This is a genomic window from Photorhabdus viridis (genome assembly GCF_040256935.1).
Taxonomy (GTDB): Bacteria; Pseudomonadota; Gammaproteobacteria; order Enterobacterales; family Enterobacteriaceae; genus Photorhabdus; species Photorhabdus viridis.
In genome coordinates this window covers 16,617-42,564 of record NZ_JBEJZY010000042.1, presented here as the reverse complement: position 1 = coordinate 42,564, position 25,948 = coordinate 16,617, and the positions used below count along the sequence as shown (strand labels likewise).

Annotated in this window: 23 protein-coding genes and 2 pseudogenes; 4 read left to right on the top strand and 21 right to left on the bottom strand. The window is 41.5% G+C overall.

Annotation, left to right across the window (positions count from 1 at the left end; all coding sequences use genetic code 11):
* From ABR397_RS17250 to cobA, 13 genes and pseudogenes are all read right to left on the bottom strand, one after another.
* Positions 1 to 459 (bottom strand): annotated as a pseudogene (locus ABR397_RS17250) (ISAs1-like element ISPlu17 family transposase); the annotation flags it as partial.
* A gap of 11 nt (positions 460 to 470) precedes the next feature.
* Positions 471 to 659 (bottom strand): hypothetical protein, encoded by a 189-nt coding sequence (locus ABR397_RS17245; RefSeq protein ID WP_350306843.1) that lies wholly within the window; start codon positions 657 to 659, stop codon positions 471 to 473.
* Positions 660 to 940: 281 nt separating this feature from the next.
* Complete coding sequence (locus ABR397_RS17240) at positions 941 to 1,795, bottom strand: gp53-like domain-containing protein (RefSeq protein WP_350306842.1); 855 nt, start codon at positions 1,793 to 1,795, stop codon at positions 941 to 943.
* Positions 1,796 to 2,108: 313 nt separating this feature from the next.
* The gene (locus ABR397_RS17235) at positions 2,109 to 3,092 is read right to left on the bottom strand and encodes a tail fiber protein (RefSeq protein WP_350306841.1); all 984 of its coding nucleotides are present in this window, start codon (positions 3,090 to 3,092) and stop codon (positions 2,109 to 2,111) included.
* Positions 3,093 to 3,462: 370 nt separating this feature from the next.
* The gene (locus ABR397_RS17230) at positions 3,463 to 3,996 is read right to left on the bottom strand and encodes a tail fiber assembly protein (protein ID WP_350306840.1); all 534 of its coding nucleotides are present in this window, start codon (positions 3,994 to 3,996) and stop codon (positions 3,463 to 3,465) included.
* A gap of 5 nt (positions 3,997 to 4,001) precedes the next feature.
* Positions 4,002 to 5,705 (bottom strand): pyocin knob domain-containing protein, encoded by a 1,704-nt coding sequence (locus ABR397_RS17225; RefSeq protein WP_350306839.1) that lies wholly within the window; start codon positions 5,703 to 5,705, stop codon positions 4,002 to 4,004.
* 306 nt (positions 5,706 to 6,011) lie between these two features.
* A complete protein-coding gene (locus ABR397_RS17220; RefSeq protein ID WP_350306838.1) occupies positions 6,012 to 6,425 on the bottom strand; it encodes a tail fiber assembly protein in 414 nt (137 codons plus the stop codon).
* A 2-nt stretch (positions 6,426 to 6,427) separates the two neighbouring features.
* The gene (locus tag ABR397_RS17215) at positions 6,428 to 7,006 is read right to left on the bottom strand and encodes a gp53-like domain-containing protein (protein ID WP_350306837.1); all 579 of its coding nucleotides are present in this window, start codon (positions 7,004 to 7,006) and stop codon (positions 6,428 to 6,430) included.
* Between the two features lie 847 nt (positions 7,007 to 7,853).
* Positions 7,854 to 8,492, bottom strand: a complete 639-nt coding sequence (locus tag ABR397_RS17210) for a hypothetical protein (RefSeq protein WP_350306836.1) — start codon at positions 8,490 to 8,492, stop codon at positions 7,854 to 7,856.
* 419 nt (positions 8,493 to 8,911) lie between these two features.
* Positions 8,912 to 9,475, bottom strand: coding sequence for a cob(I)yrinic acid a,c-diamide adenosyltransferase (gene cobO, locus ABR397_RS17205; protein ID WP_350306835.1), 564 nt, complete (start codon positions 9,473 to 9,475; stop codon positions 8,912 to 8,914).
* A gap of 70 nt (positions 9,476 to 9,545) precedes the next feature.
* Positions 9,546 to 10,175 (bottom strand): annotated as a pseudogene (locus ABR397_RS17200) (NAD(P)-dependent oxidoreductase); the annotation flags it as partial.
* Between the two features lie 19 nt (positions 10,176 to 10,194).
* Complete coding sequence (gene cobD, locus ABR397_RS17195) at positions 10,195 to 11,286, bottom strand: threonine-phosphate decarboxylase CobD (RefSeq protein WP_350306834.1); 1,092 nt, start codon at positions 11,284 to 11,286, stop codon at positions 10,195 to 10,197.
* Positions 11,287 to 11,317: 31 nt separating this feature from the next.
* Positions 11,318 to 12,100: a uroporphyrinogen-III C-methyltransferase gene (gene cobA, locus ABR397_RS17190; RefSeq protein WP_350306833.1), complete on the bottom strand. Its 783-nt coding sequence runs from the start codon at positions 12,098 to 12,100 to the stop codon at positions 11,318 to 11,320.
* A gap of 315 nt (positions 12,101 to 12,415) precedes the next feature.
* On the opposite strand from cobA, the gene eutA reads away from it, so the two are divergent.
* From eutA to eutC, 3 genes are read left to right on the top strand one after another with little or no spacing between them, the layout of a single operon-like run.
* A complete protein-coding gene (gene eutA, locus ABR397_RS17185) occupies positions 12,416 to 13,828 on the top strand; it encodes an ethanolamine ammonia-lyase reactivating factor EutA (protein ID WP_350306832.1) in 1,413 nt (470 codons plus the stop codon).
* Positions 13,829 to 13,840: 12 nt separating this feature from the next.
* Complete coding sequence (locus tag ABR397_RS17180; RefSeq protein ID WP_350306831.1) at positions 13,841 to 15,202, top strand: ethanolamine ammonia-lyase subunit EutB; 1,362 nt, start codon at positions 13,841 to 13,843, stop codon at positions 15,200 to 15,202.
* A 57-nt stretch (positions 15,203 to 15,259) separates the two neighbouring features.
* Entirely contained in the window at positions 15,260 to 16,078 is an 819-nt protein-coding gene (eutC, locus tag ABR397_RS17175; protein ID WP_407072886.1) for an ethanolamine ammonia-lyase subunit EutC, read from the top strand.
* Positions 16,079 to 16,420: 342 nt separating this feature from the next.
* On the opposite strand, the gene ABR397_RS17170 is transcribed toward eutC, so the two are convergent.
* On the bottom strand, positions 16,421 to 17,053 hold the full coding sequence (locus tag ABR397_RS17170) for a hypothetical protein (protein ID WP_350306829.1): 633 nt from the start codon (positions 17,051 to 17,053) through the stop codon (positions 16,421 to 16,423).
* Positions 17,054 to 19,239: 2,186 nt separating this feature from the next.
* Complete coding sequence (locus tag ABR397_RS17160; RefSeq protein ID WP_350306827.1) at positions 19,240 to 20,070, bottom strand: DUF4225 domain-containing protein; 831 nt, start codon at positions 20,068 to 20,070, stop codon at positions 19,240 to 19,242.
* A 118-nt stretch (positions 20,071 to 20,188) separates the two neighbouring features.
* On the opposite strand from ABR397_RS17160, the gene ABR397_RS17150 reads away from it, so the two are divergent.
* Positions 20,189 to 20,401 (top strand): hypothetical protein, encoded by a 213-nt coding sequence (locus ABR397_RS17150; RefSeq protein WP_350306826.1) that lies wholly within the window; start codon positions 20,189 to 20,191, stop codon positions 20,399 to 20,401.
* Between the two features lie 202 nt (positions 20,402 to 20,603).
* On the opposite strand, the gene cobT is transcribed toward ABR397_RS17150, so the two are convergent.
* From cobT to ABR397_RS17120, 6 genes are read right to left on the bottom strand one after another with little or no spacing between them, the layout of a single operon-like run.
* On the bottom strand, positions 20,604 to 21,668 hold the full coding sequence (gene cobT, locus ABR397_RS17145; protein ID WP_350306825.1) for a nicotinate-nucleotide--dimethylbenzimidazole phosphoribosyltransferase: 1,065 nt from the start codon (positions 21,666 to 21,668) through the stop codon (positions 20,604 to 20,606).
* A 5-nt stretch (positions 21,669 to 21,673) separates the two neighbouring features.
* A complete protein-coding gene (locus ABR397_RS17140; protein ID WP_350306824.1) occupies positions 21,674 to 22,291 on the bottom strand; it encodes an adenosylcobalamin/alpha-ribazole phosphatase in 618 nt (205 codons plus the stop codon).
* 9 nt (positions 22,292 to 22,300) lie between these two features.
* Complete coding sequence (cobS, locus tag ABR397_RS17135) at positions 22,301 to 23,047, bottom strand: adenosylcobinamide-GDP ribazoletransferase (protein ID WP_350306823.1); 747 nt, start codon at positions 23,045 to 23,047, stop codon at positions 22,301 to 22,303.
* Complete coding sequence (cobU, locus tag ABR397_RS17130) at positions 23,044 to 23,589, bottom strand: bifunctional adenosylcobinamide kinase/adenosylcobinamide-phosphate guanylyltransferase (RefSeq protein ID WP_350306822.1); 546 nt, start codon at positions 23,587 to 23,589, stop codon at positions 23,044 to 23,046. The genes cobS and cobU overlap by 4 nt, the downstream gene beginning before the upstream one ends.
* The gene (locus tag ABR397_RS17125; protein WP_350306821.1) at positions 23,586 to 25,124 is read right to left on the bottom strand and encodes a cobyric acid synthase; all 1,539 of its coding nucleotides are present in this window, start codon (positions 25,122 to 25,124) and stop codon (positions 23,586 to 23,588) included. The genes cobU and ABR397_RS17125 overlap by 4 nt, the downstream gene beginning before the upstream one ends.
* Before the next feature lie 11 nt (positions 25,125 to 25,135).
* Positions 25,136 to 25,939: an ATP-binding cassette domain-containing protein gene (locus ABR397_RS17120; protein WP_036840064.1), complete on the bottom strand. Its 804-nt coding sequence runs from the start codon at positions 25,937 to 25,939 to the stop codon at positions 25,136 to 25,138.
* Positions 25,940 to 25,948 lie beyond the last annotated feature (9 nt).

Below are 25,948 nucleotides of genomic sequence, written 5' to 3'. Positions count from 1 at the left end.
GGTAATTTCATTGGATTTTTTCTGAGTTTTAACCTGGCCGATGACCATTTTATTGGCTGTCGCATAAGCACTCACAAGGTGGAGCGCCGAACTGCGTTCTCCCGGGGCATAGGCACCCCGTAAGACTTTACCATCAATCGCCACTAATTCCTCCTGAGTGACCTGATGAACCGAACGCATCCAGTTGATAAAACAAAGATTAAATTGTTCCGGATTAATCCGTGAGAGAAGTCGGGCAATCGTGTCATCAACAGGGATCCCCTCCTTGAACATATTATGTTCAAGAAACCATTCATGGTGGCCTTCAATATACTCTTGGATCTCACTCCAACCATCTGCGCCGCCCAGAACAGCGCACAATGAGGCAAATAAAATATCGAATAAAGGGTAGGCGACTTTGGCGCTTTGACGGGGATCTTGAATGTCTGAGAAATGTTCAGTAAAAATATCAAAGCACATGGTTTTTGCTCTCAAAAAGAGAGTATGAGATCATAACTATTACTGTCGGTCAAATCTGATTTTTTTAACAAAATATTCACGATCTTGCCCTGGGGGGGAAACCCAGTCAGCAAATCCTTACTTTCTTCATATCTTTCCTGACTCACTACATTGGCATTATTACTAATAGGAAAATCTCTAAAATCATTCTTATGACTCATATACCTTCCTTAAATTAAATGATGTTATAATCAATATATTGAATTATTGTAAAAATAATCATTCTATAATTCACACCAATCAAAGTCTAATTCAGAAAAAGAATAATGCAGTGCTCTTATTACTTATATGGCTATTTTTTATTTCTGGAATTTTATTAAAGCAAAAACCAATCGGGAGAATTTATTTATTCTCCCTTGATTTAAAACCTATTGTTACCTACAAACTCAATAAAAAAACCAATTCTTTAACCTTTATCACATCGTTAGGAAATGTACCGGCATTAAAACCCCCAAGCGTACCAGACACATCTTGACCCAACTACCGGTCCAAATTCTTTAGAGTTACGACTCAAGGTGCCAAGATTTTCCGCAGTGAAACCGGATAATTTAATATTATTTATTTGCCAAATTGCCGTCAAAATTCCACCACCGTTATCTTGCTGACCAACTATAACAACCCTTTGTGGAAAAGGAATTGGGAAACTAACATTTACATTAGGACTGGTATATCCAGTAATATTAGATACTCCCCACTGAAATATTATCCCAGTATCACCACATTTCCACCAACCATTCTCTGATTTTAAGATTGTATTTTTAGCCCCTCTGGCATTGATTTGGTGGTCTATTTCTGCTTTGGTATATGATCCTATATCCACGGCATTCAAACTGATATCCGAGCTTAACGCCTTCCCATTCACTCTACGGATATTAGGTACTCTATTATTAATATCTTCACGCAATGAATTTATTATTTCCTGAACCAGCTTTTGTGTAACCGCCAATGTGTCGCTATTGCCAATCACATTTGTCAGCTGAACAACGCCTTTTTGGGTTAACGAGGCATCAGGAACTTTTGTTGTGGTTTTTTGTTCTAAAGCTCTATTTAATTGTGCGGTGAGTTTAGTTATATCACCATCATCCAGAACATCATTACCAGATTGTGTCGCAATGAAATTGGCTACGACAGATGATATAATTGACGATTGACGCAATACTTTATTTAACAAATGAGTAGGAACGTCATTTGTCGGAAACCCTGTCAGTAAATCCTTACTTTCCTCATATCTTCCCTGACTCGCTACATTAGCACTATTACCAATAGAAAAAGCCTTAAAATCATTCTTGTGACTCATATGCCTTCCTTAAATTAAATGATATTATAATCAACATATTGAATTATTGTAAAAATAATCCCCCATTCATACCAATTAAAGTCTAGTTCAGAAAAAGAATAATGAGGTATCTTTATTACTTATAAGATTAACTGTTTTTGTATAATTGGCAGCAATAAATCATTCAATTTTATCTCAAGTTATAGATGGAATCTTTCGACATTTAAATTATAACATCATCAAAATAACTGTAAAAATGGCCTTTTTATTCAGGCCATCTTCATTATTTTGGTGGTTAAGCCCATTGAATATCAGTTAATAATTTATTATTGTTTTATACTCCCAAATAAATTACAGGAATCATACTAACATTGAGTGGCCGGTTTTCGTTTGCCGTTGGCACAACTTTTGATGCATCAAAAGTTGTATATGCTGAATATGAATGTTGGCTATTATCTACCGTTCCCGCAGCAACTATATTAGCGTTACTCTTTACACCATAAAATACCCCACTGACACGAGTAAAAAGTCCATGAGACCACCACCCCACATTACCTGTAATATTTCTAATCGCATCTCCCTGTATCACACCAGGTGTCAATCCGGCACGCATAAATACCCCTCGTCCATCAGCAAACAGATTAGGGAGGTTGATTTTATCACCATTCTGCTTAATTCCCCATGCTGCCTTATATGCATCAGACAAATTATTCAATGCCCTACCAACAGTTGAATTAATCGCGTGAACAGCCCCATTCGCAATATACTCTCCTTTAGCCAGATCTGATGCCGGATGTGCAGATAAATAAATATCACCCGGCCGTTTTGCTCCGATATCAATCGCGGAAAGCGCAATATTATCAGTCAATGCTTTCCCGTTAATTTTACGAGTATTAGGTACTCTGACATTAATATCTTTACGCAATAAATTTATTATTTCCTGAACCAACTTTTGCGTAACAGCTAATGTGTCACTATTACCTACCACATCAGTAAGCTGAACAACACCTTTCTGAGTTAATGAGGCATCTGGAACTTTTGATGTACTTTTTTGTTCTAAAGCCCTATTTAATTGCTCGGTGAGTTTAGCTATATCACCATTATCCAGAACATCATCACCAGATTGTTCCGCAATAAAATTAGCTACAACAAATGCTATCGTTGATGATTGACGCAATATTTTATTTAACAAATGAGTGGGAACATCGTTTGGTGGAAATCCAGTCAGCAAATCCTTACTCTCTTCATATCTTTCCTGACTCACTACATTAGCATTATTACTAATAGAAAAAGCTTTAAAATCATTCTTATAACTCATATGAAATCCTTAAATTAAATAATATCATTTTATAATTAATTCTATCTCTATTTAATAACAGTCAATTACGAGACATGTAAATTCAAATTCGGTTTTTTGGCTTCACTCATAGAATTTAAACGATCAGAGTCTTTGCAAAAACTCTGATCGTACCTCAGGCAATTTATCAGGTTAATTAAATGTTCTTATAGTGTTAACAATTTATTATAATTGATTGCAATAACCAATTCAATATCAAGAAATTATTCTTCTCTCCCCTCTATTATTTCTTACTATAATTTTCTCATTTCAAGCTCAAGACTGAATCTTTCATAGTCTTAACATCAACATAATCATTGTATAAATAGCCGGTCTATTCAGGCCATTTTCATTATTTCGGCTGTTCCGGCCACTTAACATCAGGGGCTAATGAAATATCAACTCTGTTCAACATCACTCTATATTTCTTCCATGCTAATAAAGCCTCTTTTTCAGCTTCTGTAGCAATATCTAAATCAAGAGCATCTTGTAGTGGTGTAACGATATTATTAACTTTAGTCAATAGTTGAAATTTTTCATATTCGGCTTTCTGTATTAATTCTTCTTTAGTCACAACATAAAGTAATATTTTCTGACCGTCAAATATCCATTTCTCTTTGGTTTTCTCATCAAATCCTATGGGCGCATCATTCTTATTAATTTCTGCGACGGAAAAACCAAGTGGTGCAAGTTTAGATACATCTGTTGTTATTGCACGAATGAGACCTGTCTCATCATACATAATTTTTAATGTATCTATTGAAAATTGACTTTGAGATCTATACCAATCATTGCCCTGCTTATCTTGAAGATAAAGCGCAAATTGAATAGCGTTTTCACTGTCAGGTATATATTGTTCAAATGGACCAATATTTATTAAATTCATTATTATTATCCTCGTACGATAGTGAACCATTGGTCATTATTAGAAAACTGCATAGGGCTAGAATAAAGTATCTCGGCGGAATCACCTCCATCTTTGTTATAAATCTCAGCACCAATACGAATGCCAGTAATATAGATATTAGACGATTCTGCTTTCGTACACCCATCAATAGTCTTAGCTGGGGGTTTATTTAAAGTATTATATTCTTGAGCCCAAGGTGTCCATGGATTGTCATGAAACTGGCTACGTGTATATACCCGGCTACTGTTATAAACAAAATAACGTTGAATGACACCAGCCGCTTTCAATACAATAAGTGAACCCGCGAACGGTTCAGGGTAATTACAACCATTTTTAGCATAAGTATTAGACTCTTGATAATAAATCCCCGGTGTTTTGTAACTATCTAAATTCGCATTATTACCTAAATTAATCGCCTGACCAGAAAAAATATCTTGAGACGTAATGTTGATATCTGTCGCTAACGCTTTTCCATTTACTTTGCGGATCCCTGTAATATATCGAGCATCAGATTCTGCTTTTGCATACGCGCCAACATCCTCAGCGGTAGGTTTATTCACCGCGTTATATTCTCTAACCCAAGGGGTCCATGGATTACCATGAAACTGACTGCGTGTATATACCCGACTGCTGTTATAAACGAAATAACGTTGAATAACTCCAGCCGCTTTCAACACGACGAGCGAACCCGCAAACGGCTCAGGGTAATTACTGCCACTTTTAGCATAAGAATTAGACTCTTGATAATAAATCCCCGGTGTTTTGTAACTATCCAAATTCGCACTACTACCTAAATTAATCGCATGGTCAGCAAAGATATCCTGAGAAGTAATATTGATATCCGCAGCTAAAGCCTTTCCATTTACTTTGCGGATCCCTGTAATATATCGAGCATCCGAATCTGCTTTTGTATACGCACCAACATCCTCAGCAGTAGGTTTATTCACCGCGTTATATTCTCTAACCCAAGGGGTCCATGGATTATCATGAAACTGACTGCGTGTATATATCCGACTGCTGTTATAGACGAAGTAACGTTGAATGACCCCAGCCGCTTTCAATACAACAAGCGAACCCGCGAACGGCTCAGGGTAATTACTGCCACTTTGAGCACTAGAATTATGCTCTTGATAATAAACTCCTGGTGTTTTGTAATTATCCAAATTCGCATTATTACCTAAACTAATCGCCTGTCCAGCAAAGATATCTTGAGAAGTAATATTGATATCTTCGGCTAATACTTTTCCGTTAACTTTTCGGGTATTATGTACCTTAACATCAATATTTTCACGTAATGAATTTATTATCTCCTGCATGAATTTTTGCGTAACAGCTAATGTATCACTATTGCCCAATACATCGGTAAGCCGAACAGCGCCTTTTTGTGTTAATGAGGCATTGGGCATTTTTGTGGTGATTTCTTTTTCTAAAGCTCTATTTAATTGCTCGGTAAGTTTAACTATATCACCATTATCTAAAACATCATCTCCAGAGTGTGTCGCGATAAAATTAGCTATCATAGATGCTATTGTCGATGATTGACGTAATACCTTGTTTAACAGATCAGTAGGAATATCATTTAGCGAAAATCCAGTCTGCAAGCTCTGGTGTCCTTCATACTTTTCCTGGTTCACTATATTAGCACTATTACCAATAGAAAAAGCCTTAAAATCATTCTTGGCACTCATATATACTCCTTAAATTAAATAGCATTATTCACAACCAATATGTTTAATAATTGCTGAAGCAATCCTTCATAATTTACGGCAGTCATAGTTTAATTCATAAAAACAATAATAAAACGTTCTTATAACTTAGAAGAATAATTATTTTTGTATAATTAGAAGAAATAAAAAACCAAACAAATTGCAACCAGAAATATATCTAACCAATTGCATTCAATACATGAAACTATTCCATCGATTTCATATATCAGACTGAATTTTTCAGTATTACAATTACAACAACAATAAAATATTGTATGAATGGCCTGTTTATTCAGGCCATTCAATATCAGGGACCTGCTTAATATCGATTCTATTCAGCATCACTCTATATTTCTTCCATGCTAATAAAGCCTCCTTTTCAGCTTCTGTTGCAATACCTAAATCAACAGCATCTTGTAATGGAGCTATTCTATCACTGGCTTTCATCATAAGTTGTTGTTTTTTATTTTCGGCATATTGCTGCAATTCTTCTTTTATTGGTGGCGGAATATCTGCCCATTCCGGTAAACCATTTTTACTTGCTATACGATATTTTCCTTCTGGTGCAGTATTAGCTGCATATTCTTGATAAATATCATCACTAACTTCTATAAGTTCATCGGGTAATGAACCAGAAGCAATATAATCCAGTTTCAATTCTACAGGGTAGAATGCATTTGTTTTTTCACTATAATAATACATAATTAATATCCTATAGCTAAATATCTCACAACAGTACTTACAAGAGCTCCGTTAGCGTTACGGCATGTCACAATAAACTGAGATTTAGAGACAGGATAAGCAGCACAACCAAAACCAAAGTTATCAAACTCGGAGTACGATGTAACTAATTGAAAACAAGCATTGGGAAATGAAATTGGGAAATTTCTATAATCACTTTGATTTATACTGCCAAGTTCCTGACCCCACTGAATAATTATTCCTGTATCGCCACATTTCCACCATCCATTTACTGAGAGCAGCGCTTTGCTCCTATCAAGTTCTGTTTTGATTTTTTGTCCCAAAGCTTTATTTAATTGTGAGGTAATTTTAGTTATATCACCGTCATCCAAAACATCCTCACCAGATTGTGACACAATAAAGTCAGCTACAACAGACGATATTGTTGAGGCTTGACGCAATACCTTATTTAACATATGAGTGGTAACAGTATATGGTGGGAATCCTGTCGGCAATTCTGAACTTTCTTCATATAATTGCTGGCTTACTACATTAGCATTATTACTAATAGAAAAAGCTTTAAAATCATTCTTAGGACTCATATATACTCCTTAAATTAAACAATATAATACATTTAATTATCAAAAAACTCTCCAGTAATTAATGTCAATCATAGTCTAGTTTCGAATAAATAATAATGAAATATCTTTATAAATTAAATGATCAACTATTTTTATATAATTGCAAGCAATAAAAACCCAACACATTGAAACTAAAAACATACCAAAATAAAACATATCTATAGTACTCAAATTAAATTCCCAAACACTATTCATCATTATTTTATTTACCCAAGTACATCAATGTATTAGTTCATAATTCACTAACCTAACTATTAATATTAAGATTTTATATATTTATAAAAATATTTAGTTTATTTATCATTTAATACTAATATGACCACGTGATTAGCTTATTATTTTCACACCTTCAGCACATCACTGGAAACAACACAAAATCTTATCTGCTTAAACACAAAAAACCCTGCCTCGGCTTATATCTCACCACATCTGCACCACCGATCAGCATTTCATCTCCGTAAGATGCAAGCTTCCTGCGACTTAAAGCACCATACAAAATTATTTTAATGATTAAAATAATTTTTAAAAACAACTTGACTCTGAAGTTTTTCTGATTAAAATCACCGCCACAGTTTAGATTTTCGTGAAAAAAATCACATTTTACCAATAAAGAGAACCTATCATGAAATCTGTCAAATCTTTTATATCAAGTGTTCACGGCGTTGTTATCTATCTGTCAACCCCTCGTTTTCTTTAAGTTTTTATCCGATAAGTGAAAAGCCAGTTTCGAACTGGCTTTTATGCTGCGGAGCTGATCAAAATTCTTGGCCTAATGACCAAGAATACATAAGACAATAGTTAAATTATATTAATAACTTAATGCATCAAGAAGCCGTTTCTTCAACAATGCAACATCATCCACACTATTCTGAATCAGCAGCGTCAGATTGGCTACATCACTCTCCAGAGTTTCAATTCTCTCTTCCAGTTGCTTATTCTTTGCATCCAATAATATTTCCAGCTTTGCCGATTCAGCATGTAACTGCTGACCATTAACCGCGTCAGTACTGTGATTTGAAATATCCCCGGCAGCAACATGCACAATCTTACGTTCATGGCCCGTTTTTCCTACAGAAACAACATTTGGTTTATTAGCAATTGAATCTGCACCTAATGCAACGCTCCCTTGTTCTGTTGCAGAGGAGTGTTGACCAATCGCCACTGCCTGAGTCGCACTGGCTGTTACCTTTTGCCCTAAAGCGATAGAAGCCAGACCGCTAGATATAGAATCAGCACCAATCGCAATTGGCCAAACGACCTTCACATCACCTTGTTTACCCGCAAGTTGATTTTGCCCAATAGCAATAGCTGCTTCACTGATTGTTTTAGAATTCCGGGGCGACGCGCCAATTGCGATAGAATGTACTGCCGGCGCTTCTGCATGTCCTAGTACAACTGAATCTTTGCCAGTTATTTGATCAGCTACATTGGTATTCTCAATAGACATATTATATCTCTTAATTTATAAGTTAAATAACTATGTTCTGTTTGAAACTTAATAATGCGCACAACAGAACGTGATATGGATTACACGAATTTATTCCATAGATTAAAATAAAAATTAACGTTAATTTTTTCACCGACAATATTAGATAGAAATTTCAATTTGTAAACAAATTAAAATTATTAGATCGCAGAATATATGTCATGGAATTTATTTAATGTATCATTAAGCTTTGTGTAATATATACCCTATCAAATTCATTACAATTGATTAGCTGACGACATATTATTTACATATATTTTCATTACTTTAAAAATAATATTTCCATATAATCAATCTCAGTAAAAATAAATGAAGAGCGTTTATTCATCCTCTATTATTTAGAGAAGAAAAATTAACATTCTATAAATGATAGGGAAAATTTAATTCCCTTTGAGAACATGTTTTACAGCACGCATTTCACTAACCGTATCGGCCAATTCAATCAATGCAGGATGGCAATCTCGTCCGGTAATGATAACTGTCTGATCGATTGGCCGCTCGTTTAGTGCCTTGATAATTTCATCAAGTAAAAGATAACCACTATTTATCATGTAAGCCAATTCACTAAGCACCACCAATGATAACGCAGGATCACGCATCATTCGCAGCGCATGTTGCCAAACACCTATGCAAGCCGCTATTTCCTCGGCATGATTTCGCATTTCACCGGTAAATTCTATCGGCATGAATTGACACTCTACTCCATGTTGTTCCAGCAAAACACCCTCACCGGCTGACCATCTTCCTTTCACAAACTGGATGACCCCAGCCTTTAATCCATGCCCTAACACCCGTGTAACGGTTCCCATAGCGGCAGTTGTTTTCCCTTGACCATTGCCGGTATAGATAATTATGATCCCTCGCTTCTCCTGAGCCGCTGCAACTTGAGCCATGAATCTCTCTTTTTGCCGCTGTTTCCTCTGTTTATACCGCTCCTCACTCATATTTATCACTCCAGTAATGTTAGTCAGTCAAAGAACAATTATCTGTTTTGTTCGTATCTGCTTGAGATAACTCAGAGAACAGTGTTTCTGTCACACTCTCAACTTGTTGATAATCTTGGCTGATCAACGATTGCGTCAACGGCTCGCTGGTAAAAAACTGTTCCCAAAAACGACGGCGGGCCGCCAGATGATGAAAATGCCGTTTTACTCGCTGGCGAAGTGTCCCGCCGTAAGCAGCCAAACGGCCAAGATACATCGGTAACAGCCGTTCCAGTTTTTCACGCAATAACCTGACCAATACCGGTGCATTACCCCCGGAAGAGATAGCAATCACCAGCGGCGAGCGATCAATGACCGACGGTGTAATAAAACTTGCCTGTTGTGGTTCATCCACCACATTGCAGAAAATACGACGCTCCGTCGCACAATCACTGACATAACCATTAACTGCTGCATCATTGGTCGCAGCAATCACCAACCAACAGAGCTCAAGCCAATGGGGCTCAAACTCACCACGAATCAGTGTCACTTGACCCGCATCTTCCCAAGTCTGGAATTGCGCAGTGAATTCCCGTGCATTTACCAGCAGGCGCGCACCGGCATCCAATAATAGACGCGCTTTGCGTTCGGCCACCTTACCTCCCCCAACTAACAGGCAAGTTTTATCCCGAATCTGACAAAACATCGGCAAATAATCCAGCATGATCCCCTCTCCTCAGCTAGCGCACGCCGCCCGGCGTCTTAGCCACCAATACCTCACGTAACGCCAATACCAACCGATGATTATCATGCTTGCCCTTTATGGCAACCCGGTAATGAGCAGCACTCAAACCTGGATAGTTAGCACAATGACGGATAAGTATTCGGTGTTTCAGCAACGCTTGCTGAAGATCGATTTCCGGGCGCAGACAACGCAAGAAAATATAATTGGCCGCGGGAGGCCAAACACGTAATTCCGGCAACGCAGCTAACGCCTGATAGAGCCAACGTTGCTGCTGTGCCAGCCAACGGTGTGTTGCCTGAATGTAAGCCTTATCATTGAGAATGATTTCACCGGCCAATGCCGCAAAAGCATTAATGGTCCACGGTTCCCGCCAGCATTTCATCTCACGAATACCGGTCACATCACCGCTGACCAGATAGCCAAGACGTAATCCCGGAATAGCAAAAAACTTCGTTAATGAACGCAAAATATAGAGGTGAGGATAATGGGCTATCTTGGGAATAAGTCCGGCAGCATCCGGGATAAAATCAATAAACGCTTCATCGACAATCAACGCGATATTATGTTGGTGACAACGTTCAAGCACCGCCTGTAACAGTTCAGTATCCGGCATCAAGCCGGTTGGGTTATTCGGTGCGGCAAGAAACAGACAATCAGGGCGACCACGATCCAATGCAGCCAACAAACGCTCATCAGGCTGATAACCCTCGGTTTCACTCATCACATAATCATCAATCTGGCAACCAACCCGCAGTAAAGCGCGCCGATATTCAGCGAATCCCGGCATCAATAACATGGCGCGGCGTGGCTTAAGATAATTCACTACCGCATAAATCAGTTCAGTGGCGCCATTACCCGCGATCAGGTTTTCGACGGTGCAATGATGAACACGCGCCAATGCTGCATGTAACCGACGATATTCGGTATCAGGGTAACATTCTGCACGTTGCAGCTGGTCGATAATGGCCGCTTTCAGGGATACCGGCATCCCCAGCGGATTAATATTAGCGCTGAAATCCGTTAATTCCTCTGCTGTAACACCGATTTTCTGCGCCATTTCCAGCACATTCCCACCATGTTCGCTCATCAAATATTAAATCCAGATGTTGAATAGAGAATCAAAATGCCATCAGTGATGAAACGGAAGCCAGCAACAAACGATCCCGGTGACAAGCCAATGTTTCCCGCAGACGCACCACATCACCAATAACAATCAATGCCGGCGCAGTCAATCCCTGAGCGGCCACTTGCTGTGCCAGCGTTAGCAAAGTTGCACTGACCACTTGCTGTTGCTGGTGACTGGCATACATCACCACTGCCGCCGGTGTTGTTGGCACTTTACCGCCAGCAATAAGTTGCTCACAGATGCTCGCCAGTTGCGTCATTCCCATTAGGATCACCAGCGTGCCCTCCAGCTTTGCCAATGTCGCCCAATCCTGCGGCTCATTTCCCTGACGCAGATGGCCGGTAATAACATGAAAACCTGAAGCATAATCACGATGAGTCACAGGGATCCCGGCGCAAGCCAGACCCCCAATTGATGAACTGATACCCGGTACAACTTCAAAAGGGATCTGCGCCAACGCCAACGCTTCTGCCTCTTCACCACCACGCCCAAACACGTAAGGATCGCCCCCTTTCAACCGGACAACATTTAACCCCTGTTGCGCGCACTCGACCAAGATCTGATTGATTTGCCGTTGCGGCACCGGGTGGTAATTCGGCGTTTTGCCGACGTTGATCATTTTGCAGCAATCGGGGGCTTCAGATAATAGATCCGGGCTGACTAACCGATCATATACCAGCGCATCAGCCTGACGAATACAATGTAATCCTCTGACAGTAATCAGTGCCGCATCACCAGGACCGGCGCCTACCAACCAAACTTTTCCGCTATTCATCATTTTTCTCACTCTGTAACGAAAGTCTGTTAGCAGATATATTACCCATAGCCGGTAATACGATATGGTGTGAGATCAATAATTCTTCATTTTTACTGATGTATTGATGATGACAACGTGTCCTGGCACATTTTGACTTTATCTGTTTATTTCTTCTGGTAACTTAACCCTTCGCGTTGCCCCTACACCATTTTTATTATAACCCCTGACGTTTTTGTGATTACCGTTGACTTTTCGACCAAATTGCCGGCATTTAATACTGATTTATAGAAAAAAATGCCAACATACGCCTTATTACAGACAAGGGGCGTAGCTATGGAGGTCAAGGAATTATTCAGTGTCGGTATTGATATTGGTACCACCACCACACAAGTGATCTTTTCGCGTCTGTCGCTGGTAAACCGGGCGGCAGTATCACAAGTACCACGCTATGAGTTTGTCCAACGCGAGATTATTTGGCAAAGCCCGGTGTTATTTACTCCCGTGGATTTCGCCGGACAACTGCGTGAAGAAGAGCTACTCAACTTAATTCAGACGCAATATCAGGCAGCCGGTATCGATCCAGAAAACATCGATTCCGGGGCGGTGATCATTACTGGTGAAACCGCTAAAACCAGTAACGCACGTCCTGCGGTCATGACACTGGCCCAGAAACTGGGGGATTTTGTTGTAGCAACGGCGGGGCCACATCTGGAATCAGTGATTGCTGGTTTTGGTTCCGGCGCTCAAGCACTGTCACAACAGAAAATGGCCAGAGTGCTCAACATTGACATTGGCGGCGGCACAGCAAACTACGCACTGTTCGATGCCGGACGACTTATCGCCTCCGCTTGCCTGAATGTCGGCGGTCGCTTATTGGAAACCGATCCTCAAGGAAAAGTCTTACGGGCACATCCGCCCGGAGCGCTCATCGTTCATTCTCTGTTTGGTGAAAACACCGATGTTCAACATCTAACAGCCACACAGATACAACAGGTCGCCGCCCGAATGTCACAGTTGCTATGGGAAGTCGCCGTCGGACATCTCACCCCACTGGCGCAGCAATTGCTGATGACTGAACCACTGCCAAACTGTGATGAACTCTATGCGGTCACCCTCTCCGGCGGTGTAGGTGAATGTTATCGTCAAGCGTCGGACAGTGATCTATTCCGTTTTCACGATCTGGGGCCACTACTGGCGAACGCTATTCATCGTGATCATGATTTCACCAAGCTGCCGCTGCAAGTACCAAAACAAACCGTCCGCGCCACCGTAATTGGCGCCGGCGCTCATACCTTATCGCTATCCGGTAGCACTATCTGGCTTGATACACTGTCGCTGCCACTGTGCAACATCCCCGTGGTTCATCCTGGAACAGAGGTCACTGAATCACTGACAGAAGCCTGGCGGCAAGCACTGACGCAAATGGACCTTGACCCACAACAAGATCTGTATGCCCTGGCTCTGCCCGATGCCCTACCAGTCAATTATGCCGCAGTACAGACATGCATCACCGCTTTACAGGATTTTACCGAGAGTTATCCCTCTTCCCATCCGCTGCTGATAGTTGCCGGTCAAGACTTTGGTAAAGCACTGGGTATGCTGCTGCATCCTCTGATGGAAGAACGGCCACTGGCGGTAATCGACGAAGTGATTACCCACACCGGAGATTATATCGATATTGGGATTCCATTATTTGGCGGCACCGTCGTTCCCATCACCATCAAATCACTGGCTTTTCCTTCCTGAGAGAGCGTAAACATGAAATTAAAAACACAGCTTTTTGGTAAAACGTATCAGTTTAAGGATGTCAAACAGGTGTTGGCGATGGCTAACGAACTGCGTTCAGGGGATATATTAGCCGGGGTAGCTGCCGAAAGTTCTCAACAACGTGTAGCGGCTAAACATGTCCTGTCGGAAATGACGATAGCGGATATCCGTATGAACCCGGTAATTCCCTATGAAGAAGATTGTGTTACCCGCATTATTCAGGATGACATTAATGAAACTGCCTACACTCGCATAAAAAACTGGCGTATTGGCGAACTGCGTGAATATATATTGAGCGATGACACCCGCGTGGATGATATTGCCTTTCTGCGTAAAGGGATAAGTTCTGAAGTTGTCGCAGCCGTGGCAAAAATCAGCTCCAATGCCGATCTGATTTATGGCGCGAAAAAAATGCCGGTGATCAAAAAAGCCAATACCACCATCGGCACACCGGGAACGTTCAGCGCCCGCCTTCAACCCAACGATACCCGCGACGAAGTACAAAGCATTCTGGCCCAGATTTACGAAGGACTGGCGTTTGGCGTTGGCGATGCAGTTATCGGCGTTAACCCGGTAACGGACGATGTGGAAAACCTGACTCGCGTGTTGAACACCATCTATGAGGTGATCGACAAATTCGCCATCCCAACACAGGGCTGTGTCTTAGCCCATGTCACCACTCAAATAGAAGCTATTAAGCGTGGGGCGCCGGGCGGTTTAATTTTCCAAAGTATCTGTGGCAGTGAAAAAGGGCTGAAAGAGTTTGGGGTAGAGCTAGCGATGTTGGATGAAGCACAAGCTGTCGGCGCGGAATATTGCCGTCTTGCCGGCAGTAACTGCCTGTATCTTGAAACCGGCCAAGGCTCTGCCCTCTCCGCTGGCGCTCACTTTGGTGCCGATCAGGTGACAATGGAAGCACGGAACTACGGTCTGGCGCGCCATTATGACCCATTTCTGGTTAACACCGTCGTCGGCTTCATCGGGCCGGAATACCTCTACAATGATCGCCAAATTATCCGCGCCGGATTGGAAGATCACTTTATGGGAAAACTCAGTGGTGTCTCCATGGGATGTGACTGCTGCTATACCAATCATGCCGATTCCGATCAGAACCAGAATGAAAATCTGATGATCCTGCTGGCAACCGCAGGGTGTAACTTCATCATGGGAATGCCGCTCGGTGATGACATCATGCTCAATTACCAAACATCCGCTTTCCACGATACCGCCACTATTCGTCAACTGCTCAATTTGCGTCCATCACCAGAGTTTGAGCGCTGGCTGGAAAACATGGGAATCATGGCAAACGGGCGCTTAACATCACGCGCAGGCGATGCGTCGTTCTTTTTCTGATGCTTTGTTGAGATAAATCACATGAACCAAAAACAAATTGAAGAAAATATAAGCAATATGGTGTCTGGTCAGGAACCACATGCATCTCCTGAAATCACTGACGAAACTGAAAGCTGTACGCTGGACTTAGGCTCCCAGGAAGCCAAACAGTGGATTGGCGTACAAAACTCGAGCCGTATGGAAGTTCTACAGGAATTACGCCGCAGTACCGTATCAAGAGTATGTACCGGTCGCAGTGGTCCACGTCCGCGAACCCAAGCATTACTGCGTTTTCTGGCTGACCACTCCCGTTCCAAGGATACGGTGCTGAAAGAAGTTCCTACCGAATGGGTACAAAAACAGGGGCTGTTGGAAGTGCAATCTCAAATCAGCGACAAAAACCTCTATCTGACCCGGCCTGATCTGGGGAGAAAACTCAGCGCCAATGCCGTAGAAACCCTGCTGACACAATGTAAAACGGCTCCTGACGTACAGGTTGTTATCTCCGATGGCCTCTCTACTGATGCGATTATTTCCAACTATGAAGATATTCTACCCCCTCTGCTGAAAGGGCTGGAACAAGCAGGATTGTGCATCGGTACGCCGTTCTTTGTACGCTATGGCCGCGTTAAAATTGAAGATCAGATTGGCGAATTGCTGAAAGCTAAAGTGGTTATCTTGCTCATCGGAGAACGTCCCGGATTGGGACAATCGGAAAGCCTCTCCTGCTACGCGGTCTACAAACCAACCGTAGAAAAAACTGTTGAAGCGGACCGCACTTGTATCTCCAACATTCACCGGGGCGGAACACCACCAATCGAAGCCGCAGCAATTATTGTCGATTTAACTAAAAATATGCTGGCGCAACAAGCGTCCGGCATTGCTCTTAGCCGTTGATGGAAACTGATTATTCCCGCATCATAAACAGGTACTTAAAAAATAATGAATTGAGCTGGTGTAACTTACAGAGGCATCAGATCCGATGCCTCTGTAATCTTGATTACCCTGTCTACTATATTCATCTACAACCTGCCCAACGAAACTTGCGATTGCTAAGACCCACTTCCCCAGAATTATAATTAGTAGATTCACATAATAAGCGCAAATGATTTTACCTATACTCTATCTGAATGCATCTGCCAAAAGTTTGGCTTTATATAAACCACCATATATGGAACTGCATACGTACAGTGATGTAGGAGGATGGCAGGCCAAAACCTGCCTCCTATTTTATGTGCTTTACCACATTCCTGATGTAACTTCAAGTTCTGCGTTTATACCACCGCTAAGATTGAATAATACAATTTTATAGTAATTAATAGGGTTAGGAGGTGATGCGAGTATTTTAGTTTCACCGGCATAAATATCAATATCGCTATACTGATTAAAACCTCCAAACAGACCAGCCCAGTAATTTACAACCTTGATATTTGCCGGGCCATGGTTTTTTATCAGTGCGTCATCGAAATATTTGGGAATGACTACATTACCTTTATTAAAAATTTCAAAGGGTTCATTAGAGTACATATATACCTTTCTTAATATAACGTTAAATCCCTCCTGTAAAGAACTCGTTACAAACTCAACTTCTGCATCTAGTTTATCGTCCAGATTGAAGACTACAATTTTATAGCGATAAACAGCATTCAGAGATGATGGGAGTATTTTAATTTGGCCGCCATAAACATCAGAATAGCTATACTGCTTATAATCTCCAATCAGAGGAGCCCAATAATTTATAACCCTAACTGGCGCTACTTTATTGTTTCTTAGCGTTACCCCTTTGACAACAGAGGGCATTGGCAAATGGTTTTCACTATAAATCTCAACGGATTCAAGAGGGCGTATAGATATAGTCTTTTTTAATGACATTATATTTTTCCTTATTATTTCTGTTAATTAGATACATATATAACAAGTAATTCCACCTGTAAAATTTAACTTAACACTTTCCACAATCAGTTAAATGTTTAAATTTATCAGTATAGTAAAAAAATATAGTCAACGAATTCATCGTATAAACAAACTTTCATAATAGTAATGCAGCCTACACAATTGATCTATATCTGAATAGTTGAGATTTTATATTTGGAAATACCTTACCAGTTCAAAGCCTGCCATGAATAAATCTCAACCCTTGCTATCCAAAGAATCGTGCACGATATATCACTATTTTGGAAAATAATTTATATACCCGTCATCTTTCAAGTTGCCTCTTTGTTGGCTGCGTTCACTCACCCCGGTCACATAGTTATTTATGTTCCCGGGGATTCGCTCCCTTGCCGCCGCGATGCATCTTGAAATCCATAGGGTATAAATCGTCATTCAATATTATAATAAACAACAGCCGAAATCAGAATGAGGAATGTTATCAATATAAAAAATAAAAGCTAATTTTCATTTCCAAATTTATATTAAAAACCTGATAATAATCTTACCAAAAATTAAATATATAAAAATATATTTAAAATCCAATTATTTAATTGAAAAAATAAAATAAACCCATATAACGATACTACGTAAACTTTAATTTAATATGAGGAGAAAAATTTCATGTGATTTTCTTGAAAATTTATTCATTTTTTTATTGGTGTTAGTTTATCAGCAAAGTGGTTAATATAATTAAAAAATTTACAAGCGCAACAAACCTTCGAAAAACAGATCTAAAGAACGCATTTATTAGGTATAATAAAGGAATAAATATGTTATGATAAATCATTATATCAATCAGTAATATGAGGTTAAATAAATGGATTTGGAAAAACTAAGAAAATTAACACTCAGTAGTGGATTCACGTTTAAAGAGCTTCTTATGATGCAAAGGATCTTTAAAAATCTTGACGATGATGAAAGAAGATATGTTATAAGGAATTATACAAAAAGCGATAATATTTACAATATTATAATAGTATTTGCTGAAGATGCAGGCGACCCAGTGTTATTTTTCACTCTTATGTATGTCTGCTGCATAATAATGGAGGTTTTCCTCCATGACAAAAATACAATTTTCTTTTTATCATTTGTATCGCTTATTTATATCGTTTCAACAATGATATGTCTTTGTTACAAGTCTTTTTATTATCGCTATAATTTTTTCACATGCATAAAATTAGTCATTTTCTATATTAGACTTAGAGCAAACTTTAAGCAATTATAATGCGCGATAAAGAATAAACATGTAACGATAATAAATTTATAGAAACAGAAAATCGAGTATAAATAAATGAATACAACTGACTTAAGAAAATTAATATTAAATAGCGGATTCACCTTAAAAGAATTGCTTAAGATAAAGAGAAATTTTCTTATTCTTCATAAAGACAACCCCTATATTTATGATAAATACCAAAGTAAAACAGATTGTTTTTGCCATTATCTGTTATTTATAGCTGAAGAGATAGCATTACCAATAATACTATTAACCTCAGTTTATTCATTTATAATATTAGGTATGTTTTTCAGTGAAAAAGTATATAGTATTTCATTGATGTTATCTATTTATCTATTTTTTACTATTTCGTTTTTTATCTACTATAGCCTCGCCGTTAGCTGTAATTTAATCACTGGTTCAAAATTACTAATTTTCCATATTCGTTTTAAAATAAAAACAAATTCAATTATTAAGTTCATCAATAAAACATTGATAAAATCAAATAAATCGAGTATAAATAAATGAACCCAACTGACTTAAGAAAATTGATATTAAATAGCGAATTCACCTTAAAAGAATTGCTTAAGATAAAGAGAAACTTTCTGATCCTTCATAAAGACACCCCCTATATTTATGATAAATATAAAAGTAAAACAGATTGTTTTTGTCAATATCTATTGTTTAGAAGCGAAGAAGTATCCATGTCAATAATATACTCAACACTTATTTGTTCATTCATAATGTTAGGAATGTTTTTCAGTGGGAAAGCATATGGAATTCCATTAATGTTTTTTGTTTACTTATTAACAACAACATCTTTTTTATTTTTATTCGGTCATTCCATTAACTTTATAACAGAATTAAAATTATCAATATTTTACTTCCGCTTTAAAATAAAAACTAAACTTCAATCATCATGAAGTTTATATATGTCATCTATCAAAAGTTTAAATTTATATCCACTACTTAATACTTGAATAGTTAACATAGGCTTTGGTGTTAACCGCCATTTTCTGGCAAGATCCTCATTAATATACCTAAATAATTTTCCCGCCCCCGGCTTTACAGGATAGCCCCCCGATATATTATTCTTTGGTTTAATAGGCTTAAGCTTTAACATTCCATATGTTCCATATGCACTTGCCACTAAATCAACTGAACTATAAGCAACATCAGCTACACCATCATCATAGCCTAAAGCATGAGAGATGTGCCGATATCCCTCCCTGACCCAGCCTGTATCTTGATTCTCATAAAGAATCGGACTAATAGCTTCATAAAAGTTATTACCTCCATGAGCCAACAAAACAACCCCCATAGACTGAACCTTTTTAGATCTTACCAATTTACCCGATTTAAAAACTGCAACTCCAGCAACTGTTTGAACACTACCAGCAACAACCCCTCCCCCTATTTTTGCATATTTAACCACTCCCTGATCTTCAAATATATCGGTTATAATATATTTGGTATAATCATTACGCCTTAAAGCCTGATATTCTTTTTCAATCGTTTCATATTCATCTTTTACTTCATAAACTAATCTCTTTTTTTCACTTATATCAAATGTATTTTTAAACTCACGTGTTTTTATATTAACAAAGTCATCTATTTCTTTTAAATATGACATTCTTAATTGGCTATCTTCTATAAAAAAGCTGGCAGCTAAATGTGCTTTACGCTTCAATGACGAAGCGTAATTATTTAAATCATAAGAAAGATGAGATATCCCTTTCATAAAAGCCTCAATAAACGTTGTCTTCCCATATGCTATATGCACTTGTGCCAGACATAACATGTTCCCACGTGATTGACTGGTACATTAAAGATAAACTTTCCTGTGGCTGACACTCATTATGACTGATATTCAATTTATTACAGACGAACATAGCAAAAAACAAGCCGTGATTTTGCCAATAGATGAGTATGAAAGACTGTTAGCAGCCACTGATCATGATGAGGGTTATCAAATTATTCCCTATACAGCGGGACCAAATGATGATGAAACCATTCCTCATGAAGTGGTTTCTATCATGGTAGACGATGAAGTTTCACTGCAAGCCGCTTGACGCATTTATCGTGAACTATCACAGGCAGAGGTACGAAAAAATTGGGTATAAAACAAGCAGCCCATTATTGTGGGAAGACTACCAACAGAGGAAACCATGAAGACATCACTTAGTCATGTTGCCAAGGCTCGTAACGACATATAAATCAAATACCATTTTCTCCACGTTATCCTATCTCGATAACGCTTTTTCTCTCATTCTTTTACGACGGCAGCACAATATTGCTATCGGCCAATAGCCCCATATTGTTATACATAGAACAAGCCGCATCCACCAGATGCATAGCCAGCGCAGCACCGCTGCCCTCTCCCAGACGCATGTCCAGATGCAGATAAGGCTCCAGTTGCAGATGTTGCAATGCAATAATTGAGCCCTGCTCAGCCGATAAATGTGACGGAATAAGGTAATGACGCACAGCGGGAGCGATACGGCAGGCTGCCAACGCCGCAGCGTAAGAGGGAAAACCATCCAGAATCACTGGCAACCCGGCAGAAGCCGCGCCAAGCATCACGCCCGCCATCCCCACCAAATCATAACCACCAACCTTCGCCAACACATCAATGCCGTCGCTGGCATCAAGCCGATTGATTTCAATCGCCTGCCGCACAATAGCCACTTTATGATGCAAACGATCACGGGGAAAGTTAGCCCCAATACCTACTATCTGTTGTGGATCGCTGTTGGTAAAAACGCTGACCACAGCCGCCGCCGGTGTGGTATTCGCCATACCCAATTCACCCACACCAAATAGTTTCACGCCATCTGCGGCTTGTTCCAACGTCAGGCGTGCGCTTGCCAGCAACAGATCTTCCGCTTGCTGACGACTCATGGCCGCTCCATGAGCAATATTGCCGCTGCCACGCCCTGCCCTCATGTCCACCAATCCCGGCAGCGGATCACTGTCAATCCCTACGTCCACAACTTTAACCTCTGCGCCCGCATTCGCCGCCAACACACAAATCCCCGTGATCCCTTTCTCCATATTCTGGGCGTGAATCGCCGTTGCTGATTTAGGGGATATCGTCACGCCTTCGTCATAAACCCCATGATCAGCCACCATCACAATGATTTGTTTACGATCAATATGGTGGCCCGATAATCCCCGCATCCCGGCAAGTTGAATCGCCAAATGTTCCAGACGCCCAAGACTGCCCGTTGGTTTAAGCAATCCATCCAATCGGGTAGCCGTACGCGCCATAGCCACGTTATCCAGCGGCACAATCGCACTGATGATCGATGAAAGTGAGATTGATGAAGATGTTTGCATTAGCGTTATTCCCGCGTCTCAAATTGCCAGCAAGCTTGGCTATTAAATGTACGCAACGTAGTAAATCCATGGTGGATTTCTACTACGCTGTATGCACCCTGTTCAAAATGAAAATGCCACATGGCAGAAGGCGGCATAGCCAGCAAACGCGCCAATAACAGACCAAGCACCCCCTGATGAGCCACCAGCAATAAATTATCCTGATTTTCCTGTTTCAGCAGTTGCTGCGCCACGTTTTCTATACGTGCGGCAAATGCAGGAAAGGTTTCACCACCGGTAGGAGAGGCTTGTTGCCAGTCTACTAACCAGGCAGACCAGGCTTCAGCATCTTCGTGTTGCAAATCGTGATGGTGGCGCATTTCCCATGCGCCGAAATACATTTCATTGAGTTGCGTATCGATACTGGCCGATAACGCGCGGTCTGCCAGAATGATTTCCGCAGTATGACGCGCCCGCCGTAACACGCTGCTTGTCGCTTGCGAAAATGTCACGGCGGATAGATAGCGGGCAACTTGCCGGGCCTGATTTATCCCCGTATTAGTCAACTCCACATCTGTCATACCACAGAAAACGCCGCTCAAATTCGCTTCCGTCTGACCATGCCGAACCAAAAATAGTCGCATCAACCTGACTCACAGTAGCGCCAGTAAAAACACCAGTTCCCCGATTTCCACAGACGCACCCAAGGTATCGCCTGTTTGTCCACCTAAACGACGGTGCAAATAAATCGCCAGTAATCCAATAACCAACAGTGTGATCACCAATGCCAACACACCAGGCACCCCAGCCAGCAGAGTAATCAACACCATTCCACTCAACAATGTTAACGCTGCCTGATGACCATTAACCCGGCCAATATAGAGATTCCCCAACCCACTTCCTTCACGGGCGCAACGCTGACGATACATTAACAACACAATCGCACTCCTGCTCGCCACTGACGCAGCGATTAAGGTCACCAACATCGGGACGTCACGCAGTGCCAATTCGCTCACGACCAGCACTTTCGCCAGAATAAGGAAGATCAACGCCAACCCGCCGTGAGTTCCCAAACGGCTGTCACGCATAATTTCCAGCATTCTTTCCCGGTTACGTACGGAAAACACGCCATCACAGGTATCCGCTAAACCATCAAGATGAAGCGCACCCGTTAGCAATGCCAGCACTAATACGTAACTTAATGCCGCCAGCGGCACGCCACACCAAGGCGCAAGCAGGGTAAAAATAACCGCAGCAAGTGTACCAACGATCAATCCAACAAAGGGGAAACTAGCAATACCACGCACGTATTGATCCATTTCCACTTCCTGTGTCCAGCGCGACGGAACGGGGATGCGAGTCATAAATTGCAAGGTGGCAAGAAACAGACGCAGATTCATTTAATTTTTACCTCAATCCCCGAAACCATCAGAAATACCTCACTAGCAGCCGCCGCCAGCCGCTGGTTAACCCTTCCGGCAATGTCACGGAAATGGCGCGCCAGTCTGTTTTCCGGCACGATACCCATGCCCAGTTCGTTAGTAACCAGATATATCGGTGAAGTCATGCGGGCGCAAGCCGCTAACAAATCGCTAATTTGCTGCTGAATCTCTACCTCCAATACAGCAAAATCCATCTGTTCAGGTGAAGTCTGTCCGGCTTGATCAAATAATAGATTGGTAATCAATGTCGTAATACATTCAAGAATGACCGCTTCTCCCGGCTGGGTTTGCGTAGTAATTACCGCACCAAGATCACGATAGCCCTCCCATGTACGCCAATGGGCCGGCCGGTTTTCACGATGTAGTTGTATACGTTCAGCCATTTCACTGTCTGTCACCACGGCAGTCGCAATATACAACACCTGCTCACTGGCTTGTGCCGCCAGTTTTTCCACCAGCACACTTTTACCACTGCGAGCGCCGCCGGTAATCAAAATCACGGCGTCAAGCCTTGCTGATGGTTTTTCATACACTGATAAATCTGTTCTATATCCAGATGTTCGCGCATAGCTTCCGCCAAAAGGTCAAACTGTGTCTGTTTGTAGTGGGCATAATCCAATGTATCTCCCTGATAAGCCATCAATCCTTTGCGCTGGCGCAAAGCATTAAGCAGAGCACGGGTAAAATGGGTACTATCGAACAGGCCATGAATATAACTGCCCATCACACTGCCCTCCCGATTGACCGCACCATCGAACCCACTGCCGGATTGGCCGTTACGATCGGTAATACAGGCAAATGGTGTTGCATCCGCCCCCAATAACGAACTTCCCATATGAATTTCATAACCACGGACCGGTTGCTCAATGCAATCTGACAGCAAGCCCGGCAACGCCGTCAGGCAGCTACCGTTTACCCTAGTTGTCACTTTTTCATGGGCAAATCGGGTTTCCACATCCAGCAATCCAAGACCATCCATCTGGTCAATACCCGATTCCACCCCATCGATAATCCGCTTCCCCAGCATTTGATAACCGCCACAGATACCGATAATCGGAATACCAGACTGATGTGCCGTCAACAGAGCATCCGCAAATCCGTTCTGTCGCAGCCATCGCAGATCGCCCAGTGTGTTTTTGCTGCCAGGTAAGATAATCAGATCCGACGACTGCAACTCTGATGGTTGAGTCACATAGCGCAAGCGAACATCCGGTTGCATCGCCAGTGCATTAAAGTCGGTAAAATTGGCAATATAAGGCAAACGAACTACGGCAATATCCAGCGCCTTTTCGGCTGCACCATCATATTTACCGGTTTGCAGCGCTACACCATCTTCATCTTCCAGGTCAATATTCAGCCAAGGCATCACTCCCAGCACAGGCACCCCGGTTAAGGCTTCAATCTGTTCAATACCCGGCTGGAGCAGGCTGATATCACCACGGAATTTATTGATGATCACCCCTTTGATCCGCGCTTTCTCCTCCGGCAATAACAGGGCCAGCGTGCCGTAAATAGCGGCAAATACGCCGCCACGATCGATATCCGCCACCAGCAGCACAGGCGCATCAACCATCTCCGCCATTCCCATGTTGACAATATCCCGATCACGCAAATTGATCTCCGCCGGGCTACCGGCGCCTTCCAGCACCATCACGTCATATTCACGGGCCAGACTGTGAAAAACTTCACAGATTTGCTGCTGCAAACGGGGCTTGTACTGGTGATACTCCACCGCATTCATGCTACAAGCCACTTTTCCCATCAACACAACCTGCGCCTTACAGTCGCTGGTGGGTTTTAGCAATATCGGGTTCATTCGTACATCAGGTTCTATACCCGCGGCTTCCGCCTGAAAAATCTGCGCCCGCCCCATCTCTTCACCGTTAGCAGTGATACCAGAATTCAGCGCCATATTCTGTGACTTAAACGGCGCGCAGCGATAACCATCCTGAACAAAGATACGGCATAGTCCCGCAACCAATATGCTTTTCCCAACATCGGACGCCGTACCTTGCAACATTAAAGACAGACTCATATGTCATTTCCTTAATTATTACGCTGACGTAGCAGAGCAAAAAGTTGCTCCTCAGTTTTACACAATGGCAACCCCAATTCGCTGTGGATCTTAACCAACCAAGGTTGCACTAGTCCGGCAGCCTGCAATTGTTCATGTTGCAGAAAAACCTCGGCAGTTTCACCTGCACAGACCAATTTACCGTGGGATAGTACGTACAGATAATCACAGACGTTGTAGATTAAATCGATATCATGGCTGGAAATAATCACCCGTTTTCCTTCTGCCACAATACGTTCGATGATAGCGATCATATGTTGTCGGCCAGAAGGGTCCAACCCGGCGGTCGGTTCATCCAACAGCAGATATTCCGCTTCCATCACCAATGCCCCCGCTATTGCAACACGTTTTTTTTGTCCATGACTCAGATGTTGGATTGGCTTATGACGGAATTCATGAGCATCCACCAGCGCCAGCGCCCGTTCAACACGCTGCGCAATCAGCGCCTCATCAATGCCAAGATTACGTAAACTGAAAGCGATGTCACTGTCGATGTCGGTATAGAAGATTTGCTGTTCCGGATCCTGAAATACCGTCGTCACCCGCTGGCGCAAAGCCCGCAAATGGGCTTTACCATAACCGATAGGCTGGTCTTGCCATAAAACCTCACCCTGTTGAGGACGCAGAATGCCGCTCAGATTCATAAACAACGTGGATTTACCGCAACCATTTGCCCCCAACAGGCCGGTAACGGCATGTCGGCTAAAATCCATGGTCAAATTCTGTAAGACGGGCTCATCCTGATAACTGAAACTTAACTGTCGGGTAGCTAACATCGGAATCCT

Bases quoted from the DNA above. Each gene is read 5' to 3' on its own strand.
- ABR397_RS17245 (WP_350306843.1), bottom strand. From the start codon at position 659: ATGAGTCATAAGAATGATTTTAGAGATTTTCCTATTAGTAATAATGCC.
- ABR397_RS17240 (WP_350306842.1), bottom strand. From the start codon at position 1,795: ATGAGTCACAAGAATGATTTTAAGGCTTTTTCTATTGGTAATAGTGCT.
- ABR397_RS17235 (WP_350306841.1), bottom strand. From the start codon at position 3,092: ATGAGTTATAAGAATGATTTTAAAGCTTTTTCTATTAGTAATAATGCT.
- ABR397_RS17230 (WP_350306840.1), bottom strand. From the start codon at position 3,996: ATGAATTTAATAAATATTGGTCCATTTGAACAATATATACCTGACAGT.
- ABR397_RS17225 (WP_350306839.1), bottom strand. From the start codon at position 5,705: ATGAGTGCCAAGAATGATTTTAAGGCTTTTTCTATTGGTAATAGTGCT.
- ABR397_RS17220 (WP_350306838.1), bottom strand. From the start codon at position 6,425: ATGTATTATTATAGTGAAAAAACAAATGCATTCTACCCTGTAGAATTG.
- ABR397_RS17215 (WP_350306837.1), bottom strand. From the start codon at position 7,006: ATGAGTCCTAAGAATGATTTTAAAGCTTTTTCTATTAGTAATAATGCT.
- ABR397_RS17210 (WP_350306836.1), bottom strand. From the start codon at position 8,492: ATGTCTATTGAGAATACCAATGTAGCTGATCAAATAACTGGCAAAGAT.
- cobO (WP_350306835.1), bottom strand. From the start codon at position 9,475: ATGAGTGAGGAGCGGTATAAACAGAGGAAACAGCGGCAAAAAGAGAGA.
- cobD (WP_350306834.1), bottom strand. From the start codon at position 11,286: ATGAGCGAACATGGTGGGAATGTGCTGGAAATGGCGCAGAAAATCGGT.
- cobA (WP_350306833.1), bottom strand. From the start codon at position 12,100: ATGAATAGCGGAAAAGTTTGGTTGGTAGGCGCCGGTCCTGGTGATGCG.
- eutA (WP_350306832.1), top strand. From the start codon at position 12,416: ATGGAGGTCAAGGAATTATTCAGTGTCGGTATTGATATTGGTACCACC.
- ABR397_RS17180 (WP_350306831.1), top strand. From the start codon at position 13,841: ATGAAATTAAAAACACAGCTTTTTGGTAAAACGTATCAGTTTAAGGAT.
- eutC (WP_407072886.1), top strand. From the start codon at position 15,260: ATGGTGTCTGGTCAGGAACCACATGCATCTCCTGAAATCACTGACGAA.
- ABR397_RS17170 (WP_350306829.1), bottom strand. From the start codon at position 17,053: ATGTCATTAAAAAAGACTATATCTATACGCCCTCTTGAATCCGTTGAG.
- ABR397_RS17160 (WP_350306827.1), bottom strand. From the start codon at position 20,070: ATGAAAGGGATATCTCATCTTTCTTATGATTTAAATAATTACGCTTCG.
- ABR397_RS17150 (WP_350306826.1), top strand. From the start codon at position 20,189: ATGACTGATATTCAATTTATTACAGACGAACATAGCAAAAAACAAGCC.
- cobT (WP_350306825.1), bottom strand. From the start codon at position 21,668: ATGCAAACATCTTCATCAATCTCACTTTCATCGATCATCAGTGCGATT.
- ABR397_RS17140 (WP_350306824.1), bottom strand. From the start codon at position 22,291: ATGCGACTATTTTTGGTTCGGCATGGTCAGACGGAAGCGAATTTGAGC.
- cobS (WP_350306823.1), bottom strand. From the start codon at position 23,047: ATGAATCTGCGTCTGTTTCTTGCCACCTTGCAATTTATGACTCGCATC.
- ABR397_RS17125 (WP_350306821.1), bottom strand. From the start codon at position 25,124: ATGAGTCTGTCTTTAATGTTGCAAGGTACGGCGTCCGATGTTGGGAAA.
- ABR397_RS17120 (WP_036840064.1), bottom strand. From the start codon at position 25,939: ATGTTAGCTACCCGACAGTTAAGTTTCAGTTATCAGGATGAGCCCGTC.